Below are 8,677 nucleotides of genomic sequence, written 5' to 3'. Positions count from 1 at the left end.
CCGCGGGTTCGGGGTGGTGGCTACTGGCTCTTGATGGCGCCCAGGATGTCCATGCGGGCCGCGCGGCGGGCGGGCCAGAGGGCGGCGAGCAGGCCGATGACGGCGGCGGCGGCCAGGAAGAAGGCGATCTTCCCGGGCGGGACCACCAGGGTGATGTTCTTGAACGTGTCCGCCAGGGTGCGGGTGCCGGCCCAGGCGGTGACGATGCCGAGGAGGACGCCGACCGCGCCGCCGAACAGGGCGATCATCAGCGACTCCAGCCGGACCATCCGGCCGATGCCGCGGCGGTCCAGGCCGATCGCCCGCAGCATGCCGATCTCCCGGCGGCGCTCGAACACCGACATCGCCATGGTGTTGATGACGCCCAGCACCGCGACCACCACGGACATGCCCAGCAGGCCGTACATGATGTTCAGCAGGGAGGTCACCAGCTTGCTGTTCTCCGCCTTGATGTCCTTCTCGCCCATGACGCTGATCAGCGGGTTGCCGCCGGTGGCGTCGCGCAGCGCCTGCTTGAGCTCGGGGGTCGCGCCGTCGGAGCCCTTGACCAGGACCTTCTTCGGGCCGGAGCCGGCGGCGGCGTGCGCGCCGACCACCTGCTCGGGGGCGACGACCCCGGAGACCTCGGTGTTCTGCTCCACCAGGCCGCCGACGGCCAGGGTGCCGCGGCTGCCGTCCGGGTAGGTGACGTCGAGCGTCGAGCCGACCGCCAGGTTGTTGCGCTCGGCGTAGCCGGTGGTGGCGAGCAGCTTGCCCTGCTTGAGGGAGTCGGCGGCGCCGGCGGTGACCTTGAGGTCGACCAGCTGGTCGAAGGTGGCGGCGTCCACGGCGGTCAGCCAGGTGGTGTCACCGTCGGCGACGGCCTTCACCTTCACCTCGCGCACCGCGCTGACCATGGTGACCCCGGCCGTCTGGGCGATCTTGCCGGGGAGCTCGGGGGAGAGCGCGGAGTAGTTCTTCATGGCGACGGCGTAGTCGGCCTTCAGGTCGACCTCGGTGGCCTCGTCGACGGCCTTGTTCACCGAGGCGCCGACCACGGTCAGCGCGGTGATCAGGGTGACGCCGATGGTGAGCGCGGAGGCGGTGGCGGCGGTGCGGCGCGGGTTGCGCACGGCGTTCTCGCGGGCCAGCTTGCCGGGCGTGCCGAACAGCCTGCGCAGCGCCGGGGCGAACAGCGCGATCACCGGGCGGGACAGCAGCGGGGTGAGGACGAAGACGCCGATCATCAGAGCGCCCGCGCCGAGGGCCACCACGTTGACCTCCTTGGCGGCCGCGCCGCCGAGCAGGGCGGCGACGCCGACCGCGGCGAAGAACAGTCCGATGACGTTCCGCACCAGCAGGGACTTCTGGGTGGCCGGCTGCTCGGCCGAGCTCATCGCGGCGACCGGGGCGATCCGGGAGGCGCGCAGCGAGGGCAGCCAGGCGGCGAGCACGGTGACCACGGTGCCGACGAGGAGCGAGGCGATCACCGTGGACGGGGCGATCACCAGCGGGCCGGTGGGCATGCCGGTGTCCAGCGAGCCGATCACGGCCTGCAGCCCGGAGGCGATGCCGATGCCGGCGACCAGGCCGCCGACCGAGGCGGTCAGGCCGACCAGCACGGCCTCGGCCAGTACGGACAGGGTGATCTGCTTGCGGCTGGCGCCGACGGCGCGCAGCAGGGCCAGTTCCTTGGTGCGCTGGGCGACCAGCATGGTGAAGGTGTTGGCGATGATGAAGATGCCGACGAAGAGCGCGATGGCGGCGAACATCAGCAGGGCGGTGGACATGCCCTTGGTGCCGGCCTCGATCATCCGGTCCTGCTCGTCGGCGAGCTCGCGGCCGGTGCGGGCCTCCAGCTCGTCGGAGGCGGGCAGGGTCTGCTGGACGGCGGCGAGCAGCGCGGCGTCGTCGGCGCCGGGCTTGCCCTTGACGTCGATCTCGGCGAACCGGCCCGGGGACAGGTAGAGCTGCTGGGCGGTGGCGGTGTCGAAGGCGGCGAGCGAGCCGCCGGAGAGCACCCGCGGGTCGTTGGTGGTCACGGTGCCGGTGAGCTTCAGGTCCATGACCGGCCCGTTGACGGCGACGCGCACGGTGTCGCCGACCTTGTAGTCGCCCTTCTCGGCGGTCTTGGCGTCCAGCGCCACCTCGCCGGAGGTGCGCGGGCCGCGGCCGTCGACCAGCGGGAAGCGCGGGTCGGTGCCGTCGGCGCCCGGGACGTAGTTGGTGCCGGTGGTGGAGAAGCCGTTGCCGATCAGCGCGCCCTTGCGGTCGGCGATGCCGGCGAAGCCGCTGACCACGCCGCGGGCCTCGGCGGCGCCGGGCAGCGCGGCGATCGCCTTGCGGGTGTCCTCGGTGAGGGAGGGGGTGCCGGAGGTCTGGTCGCCGTTGTCGTACCCCTTGGTGACGGCGGCGCCGTCGCTGACGGTGACGGCGATGTCGGTGTAGCTCTTGGCGCTCTGGGAGCGCATGGCGTTGCCGAAGGTGTCGGTGAACACGAGGGTGCCGGCCACGAAGGCGGTGCCGAGGAGGACGGCGAGCGCCGTCATCAGCAGTCGGGCCTTGTGGGCCAGCACATTGCGCAGTGCGGTGCGGTACATGGGGTGGTGTCAGTCCTGGGGGTCGTGGGGACGGCGGCCGGTTCGCGGCCGGGGCGGGCGGCGGACGCGGGGCGTCAGCTGGTGCGGCCCTTGGCGTCGAAGCGGCGCATGCGGTCCAGGACGGTGTCCGCGGTCGGGTGGATCAGTTCGTCGACGATGCGGCCGTCGGCGAGGAAGACGACGCGGTCGGCGTAGGAGGCGGCGACGGGGTCGTGGGTGACCATGACGACGGTCTGGCCGAGTTCGCGCACGGAGTTGCGCAGGAAGGAGAGGATCTCGGCGCCGGACCGGGAGTCGAGGTTTCCGGTCGGTTCGTCGGCGAAGACGATGTCGGGCTTGCTCGCGAGGGCGCGGGCGCAGGCGACGCGCTGCTGCTGGCCGCCGGAGAGCTGGCTGGGGCGGTGGGAGAGCCGGCCGGAGAGTCCGACGGTCTCGACGACCCGGTCGAGCCACTGCTTGTCGGCCTTGCGGCCGGCGATGTCCATCGGGAGGGTGATGTTCTCCAGGGCGGTGAGGGTGGGCAGCAGGTTGAAGGCCTGGAAGATGAAGCCGATGTGGTCGCGGCGCAGCTGGGTGAGCTGCTTGTCCTTGAGGCCGACGAGTTCGGTGTCGCCGATGGTGGAGGAGCCGGAGGTGACGGTGTCGAGGCCGGCCATGCAGTGCATCAGGGTGGACTTGCCGGAGCCGGAGGGGCCCATGATGGCGGTGAACTCGCCCTGCGGGAAGGTGACGCTGACGTTGTCGAGGGCGACGACGCGGGTCTCCCCCTCCCCGTAGACCTTGTTCAGACCGGTGGCGCGGGCGGCCGCCGGGCCGGTGCGGACGGCGGTTGCGGGCATCGTCACGAGGGGGCTCCTGAGGGTGCGGAAGTAGAATCGGAAGATCGGCTTCCATTCCATTCTCGCAACCGGTTCGTGCCCGGTTTGTCGCTCCCGGGTACACGGGCCCCCCGCCGACCCGGCGGTCCGGCGGGGGGTCTTCTCATCCTCAGGTATGACGCCCGACCCTGAGGCCCGTGCTTCCTCGGCTACTCGACGGCGACGCCCCAGCGCACCGCCAGCCCGGCCAGCCCGTCCTGCACCGGCGTCCCGCTCGGAGTGAACCGCCAGACGCCGCCGCGCCGTTGGAACGAGCCGAGGACCATCGCGCTCTGCGACACCCCGCCGGTCTGCGCGGCCCACTCGGCGGGGCCGTCCGCGTCCGGGCCGAACGCGCCGGTCACCGCCAGCCCGTGCACGTAGCCGAGCGGCAGCACCGGGGGCTCCTCCTCCTCGGTGGACACCGCCACCACCACCTCGTCCACGCCCGGCGCCAACCGGCCGGGATCCAGCGTGAGTTCGGCACGGCGGACCGGCTCGCCCGGAACCGAGCGGGTGGGGTGCAGCCGCACCGCGCCGTGCGGGTCCTGCGGGTTGTTGAAGAAGACGAAGTGCTCGTCGTCCAGCACCCGGCCGCCGGCGCACAGGAACGCCGAGACGTCCAGCTCGACCGGGTCCCCGCCGGCCGTGCGGCTGCGCCAGGACAGTGCCAGCGTGGTGGCCGCGGCGGCCTGGGTGCTCGGGGCGGCCTCGCGTCCGGCCGCCGGCCCGCCGCCGTTCGGACGCTCGCCCAGCCGTCCGCGCAGCCCCTGCTCCGCCAGCAGCTCCACCAGCTCGGGCCCGCTCACCAGCGTCAGCGGCTTGTTGCGGATGTACTCGTACGAGCCCGGTCCGAAGCCCGCGGTGGTGACCAGGATGCCCTTGATCGCGCCGTGGTGGCGCACCGTCGAGTCGAGGTCGCGCACCGCGGTGGGGGAGACCGTCGAACGGTAGCGCTTGGCCTGGATGACGATCCGCCCGCCGGTCACCGGGTCGAGGTCCTCGGCGACCACGTCCACCCCGGCGTCGCCGCTGCGCGCGGTGGTCATCACCCGGAAGCCGCGCAGCCGGAACAGCTCGGCGATCAGCTCCTCGAACTCGATCGGGTCCATCGCGAAGAGGTCGGGGTCGTCCTCGCCGCCCTGCCCGGCCACGCTGCCGCCGACCGTCTCCGGCAGCCGGTCCGGCCGCACCTCGTCCAGCCGCTCGGGCCGCGCCGACAGCACCCCGCCCAGGCCCTGGAAGCACTCCACGGCCGCCACCCGGTCCAGCGCCAGCCCGGCGAACTCGCCCCGGTCGACCGTCACCGTGGTCAGGAACCGCTCCGCCTCCCGGCCGGTCGCCGGATCGATGCCGCGCACGAAGCCGTTCAGCACCACCGAGGCCAGCATCCCGTCCCCGTCGGCGCGGTACAGCTCGGCCACCACCCGCAGCGAGGTCTGCGCCAGCACCTCCCGGTACAGCGCCTTGCGCTCGGTCGCCGGGCGGGCCACCTCGGCCTCCCGGTCGTCCGACTTCACGTACCGCACCCGGGCGGTCGCCGGGACGACGTCCGCGCCCGGCAGCTCCCAGTTCACCACCAGCTGGCGGCCGGACGCCTCCCAGGCCGCCACCAGCCGGTGCGGGAAGCCCTCCGGCCAGCCCGCCGCGGCGTACAGCACGGCGGTGAAGTACTCCTGCACCGCCTCCGCCTCGCCGGACCGCAGCCGGCGCAGCAACTCCTCGGTCCGGGCGGCCCGTTGCTCGTCCTCCCGGCGGAATGCGGCCACCCACTCCAGGTACTGCCCGTGGTACTCGGCCAGCCGGCGCTGCCGGTCCGCCTCCGCCGCCTGCGCCGCGTACCAGTCCTGCTCGAACCGGGCCCGGGCCTGTGCCACGTACTGCTCGTACTGCCGCCACACCCCGGGGTTGCGGGCCTGCGCCGGGTCCGGCGGCGGCACCTGGTAGCGGGACTGGTCCGGCACCGGCACCGGCTCGCCGAGGCGCCCCGGCTCGAACGGCGGCACCGGACGCGGGGCCAGCAGGCTCTGCGCCCGGAACGCCGGAGCGTTCAGCCCGGCCGTCAGCAGTCCGCGCAACTCCTCGACCCGGCCGTCCAGTTCGGCCGTCCGCCGGGCCGCCTCGGCCTCCCGGGACTGCTGGTACGCCTTCTGCGCCTCGCGCTCGGTGCGCGCCGCCGCCTTCTGCGCGTCGCGCTGCTCCTTCTCCCGTCGGCGCTGCTCGGCGACCTGTGCGCGCCACCGGGCCTCCTCCCGGCGCTGCTCCTGCCGCTGTGTCTCGGCCCAGACCGCCAGCACTCCGTTGTTCCGCCGCCCCGCCACGTCCACCCCTTCGTTCCACGCCGGTCCGCCGCGGCGCCCGCCTCCCGGCCGCGCCGCCGCCGCGCCCGCCACAATAGAACGTGCACCGGGGGAGTGCGCAAAGGGCCCGCGACCTGCGGCGTCGGCCGGTGCTGAGGCGGCGTCAGGATCGCCGGGCGGGCTCCGGGACGTCCGCGTACCAGCGCCAGTCGGTGCGGCGCGGGCGGCCGGGCAGCGCGGTGCGGCCGGTGGCCCAGAGCAGGGTCGGCCAGGGGCCGGCGGCCGGGTCGGGTGCCACGTCCGGGAAGAGCCGGGCGAGGGTGCGGCGGCAGACGTCGGCCGGCGGGTCCCAGGGCAGTCCGAGGCCCTCGGCGACGTCGTGCAGGTGGACCAGCGTCTCCACCAGGCTCATCGCGACGTAGCCCGCGGGGTCGGCGAGCCCCCAGGGGTGGAAGGCGCGGACCTCGGGCGTCCTGGTCCGGGCTGTCGCGACCATCAGCCCGCCGCTCGCCTCCAGTACCTCCAGCAGGCCCCGCGGGCCGTCCTCGCGCCGGGCGAAGACGAAGCTGTTCGGCCCGCCGGGGAAGGGCCGCCGCGAGACGAACGGCACGTAGTGGTCGCGGGGCGGCTCCTGGGGGCCGAGCTGGGCGGCGTACGCGAGCAGGTCGTCGGCGAGGTGCTCGACGGTGCTCCAGCAGTCCCAGTCGACGGCGCCGGCGGGGCGGGACCAGTCCGCGCCGGCCGGGGCGGCGCTCAGGGTGTCCACGGCGAGCCGGAGCACGGCGGCCAGGTCGTCGGGGGTGGGGCAGTCGGAGGCGGGACCGGTGGTGATCATGCGCGGGAGGCTACCCGCCAGGGTGCTCCTGCGGCATTCGATGCCCCCGGGGGTATCTCTGCTACAGTCGATGACAGATACCCCGGGGGGTACAGCGACTCTGAGAAGACTCCGAGACGACTCTGTGAAGGAGAGGCACGTGTTCTTCGTCGACACCCTGGAGATCGAGGGCCTCGGCAACCGCAGCTACCTGGCCGGCGGCCCGGACGGAGCGGTCGCGATCGACCCGCCGCGCGACATTGACCAGGTCATCGCCGCGGCCGCCCGGCGCGGCGTGCGGATCGCCTACGTCGCCGAGACCCACGTCCACAACGACTACGTCACCGGCGGCCTCGAACTCGCCCGGGTCACCGGCGCGCACTACCTCGTCCCCGCCGACGCCGCCGTCTCCTTCCGGCGGGTGCTGGTCCACGACGGCGACGAGTTCGACGTCGACCCGGCCGCCGGCCTCGCCCTGCGCGCCGTCGCCACCCCCGGCCACACCCCGCACCACACCTCCTACGTGCTCGCCGAGGCCGGCCGCCCGGTCGCCGCGTTCACCGGCGGCTCGCTGCTCATCGGCACCGTCGGCCGCCCCGACCTCGTCGAGCCCCGGCTCACCGAGGACCTCGCCCGCGCCCAGCACGCCTCCGCCCACCGGCTCGCCGACGGCCTCGCCGACGACGTGGCCGTGCTGCCCACCCACGGCTTCGGCAGCTTCTGCTCAGCCGGACAGAGCACCGGCACCGCCACCACGATCGGCGCCGAGCGGCACCGCAACGAGGCCCTGGTCAAGGACGTCGACACCTTCGTCGCCGACCTGCTCGCAGGCCTCGACGACATCCCCGCCTACTACGCCCACATGGGCCCGCTCAACGCCGCCGGCCCCGCGCCCGTCGACCTCACCCCGCCCGCCCCCGCCGACGCGGCCGAACTCGCCCGCCGACTCGCCGCCGGCGAGTGGGTCGTCGACCTGCGCGCCCGCACCGCCTTCGCCGCCGGGCACCTCGCCGGGTCCTTCAACATCGAGGCCGAGGGACAGCTGGCCACCTACCTGGCCTGGCTGATCCCGTGGGGAAAGCCGGTCACCCTGCTCGCCGAGAGCCCCGACCAGCTCGCCGCCGCCCAGCGCGAACTCGCCCGGGTCGGCGTCGACCGCCCCGCCGCGGCCGCCACCGGCGGCCCGGAGGACTGGCTGCTGCCCGGCGAACACCCCCGCACCTTCCGCCGCGCCACCTTCGCCGACCTCGCCGCCGCCCTCGCGGCCGACGGTGACGGCCACGGCGGCGACGGCGGACCGGCCCCGGTCGTCCTCGACGTCCGCCGCGCCGCAGAACGGGCCGCCGCCCACCTCGACGGCACCCACCACATCCCGCTGCACCAGCTCCACCGCCGCGGCACCGAACTGCCGGACGGCCCCGTCTGGGTGCACTGCGCCGGCGGCATGCGGGCCGCCATCGCGGCCTCCCTGCTGGACGCCGCCGGACGCGAGGTCGTCGCCGTCGACGACGCCTTCACCTCCGCCGCCGAGGCCGGCCTCACCGTCGTGACCGCCTGAGCGCCCCTCCCGGCCCGGCACCACCCCCGCAGGAGCACCACCATGCACCACGCCGCACCACCCGTCCCCCGAATACCCGCGCACACCGCGGGCCCCCGCCGGACCACGGCCCGCCTCCCCGGGCGGTGCCGATGACCACGCTGCTGCTGGCGCTCGCCGCCGGGGCGGTCGTCGGACTGGTCCTCGGCGGGCTCGGCGGCGGTGGCGGCATCCTCGCCGTCCCCGCGCTGATCTACCTGCTCGGGCTCTCCCCGGCCGCCGCCACCACCGCCGCCCTGCTGATCGTCCTCGCCACCTCGATCTCCGCGATCGTCGCCCACATGAAGGCCGGCACCATCCGCTGGCGGACCGCCCTCGCCTTCGCCGCCGCCGGGCTGCTCCCCGCCGCCCTCACCGGAGCGGCCGCCGCCGAGCTGCCGCAGAACGTGCTGACCGCCGCCTTCGCGCTGGTCGCCGCGCTCGCCGCCGTCCGCATGCTGCGCCCGCCCCGCCCGGCGCCGGCCGACGCGCCGGCGCCCGGCGCCCGGCGCGGACGGGCCGCCGCCGCCGGCGCCGGACTCGGCGCCCTG

The 8,677-nt window shown here is 74.7% G+C and carries 6 protein-coding genes; 2 read left to right on the top strand and 4 right to left on the bottom strand.

All coding sequences use genetic code 11. The annotated features are described in order from the left end of the window. Nucleotides 1-20: 20 nt before the first annotated feature. The 4 genes from ACFU74_RS30155 to ACFU74_RS30140 form a co-directional block, all read right to left on the bottom strand. Nucleotides 21-2,579 (bottom strand): ABC transporter permease, encoded by a 2,559-nt coding sequence (locus tag ACFU74_RS30155; protein WP_380762384.1) that lies wholly within the window; start codon nt 2,577-2,579, stop codon nt 21-23. A gap of 74 nt (nt 2,580-2,653) precedes the next feature. Then, nucleotides 2,654-3,418, bottom strand: a complete 765-nt coding sequence (locus ACFU74_RS30150; protein WP_380762388.1) for an ABC transporter ATP-binding protein — start codon at nt 3,416-3,418, stop codon at nt 2,654-2,656. 188 nt (nt 3,419-3,606) lie between these two features. Continuing rightward, nucleotides 3,607-5,757 carry a restriction endonuclease gene (locus ACFU74_RS30145; protein ID WP_380762382.1) on the bottom strand — a complete coding sequence of 717 codons (2,151 nt, stop codon included), beginning with the start codon at nt 5,755-5,757 and terminating at the stop codon, nt 3,607-3,609. Nucleotides 5,758-5,899: 142 nt separating this feature from the next. After that, complete coding sequence (locus tag ACFU74_RS30140; RefSeq protein ID WP_380762380.1) at nt 5,900-6,571, bottom strand: maleylpyruvate isomerase N-terminal domain-containing protein; 672 nt, start codon at nt 6,569-6,571, stop codon at nt 5,900-5,902. 139 nt (nt 6,572-6,710) lie between these two features. Between ACFU74_RS30140 and ACFU74_RS30135 the strand changes: the two genes are divergently transcribed. Both ACFU74_RS30135 and ACFU74_RS30130 read left to right on the top strand, forming a co-directional pair. Continuing rightward, on the top strand, nt 6,711-8,108 hold the full coding sequence (locus ACFU74_RS30135) for a rhodanese-like domain-containing protein (RefSeq protein WP_380762378.1): 1,398 nt from the start codon (nt 6,711-6,713) through the stop codon (nt 8,106-8,108). Beyond that, nucleotides 8,105-8,677: TSUP family transporter (locus ACFU74_RS30130; protein WP_380762386.1), on the top strand; the 573-nt coding region annotated here is incomplete at its 3' end. The genes ACFU74_RS30135 and ACFU74_RS30130, both read left to right, overlap by 4 nt.

Origin of the sequence: Kitasatospora sp. NPDC057500, assembly GCF_042802195.1 — a bacterium.
In the GTDB taxonomy this organism is placed as follows: domain Bacteria; phylum Actinomycetota; class Actinomycetes; order Streptomycetales; family Streptomycetaceae; genus Kitasatospora.
Note: the sequence above shows the minus strand (reverse complement) of the source record. Positions and strands in the feature narration are given on the sequence as shown.

Excerpts from the sequence above, each read along its gene's own strand:
- ACFU74_RS30155 (WP_380762384.1), bottom strand. The coding sequence starts at position 2,579 with ATGTACCGCACCGCACTGCGCAATGTGCTGGCCCACAAGGCCCGACTG.
- ACFU74_RS30150 (WP_380762388.1), bottom strand. The coding sequence starts at position 3,418 with ATGCCCGCAACCGCCGTCCGCACCGGCCCGGCGGCCGCCCGCGCCACC.
- ACFU74_RS30140 (WP_380762380.1), bottom strand. The coding sequence starts at position 6,571 with ATGATCACCACCGGTCCCGCCTCCGACTGCCCCACCCCCGACGACCTG.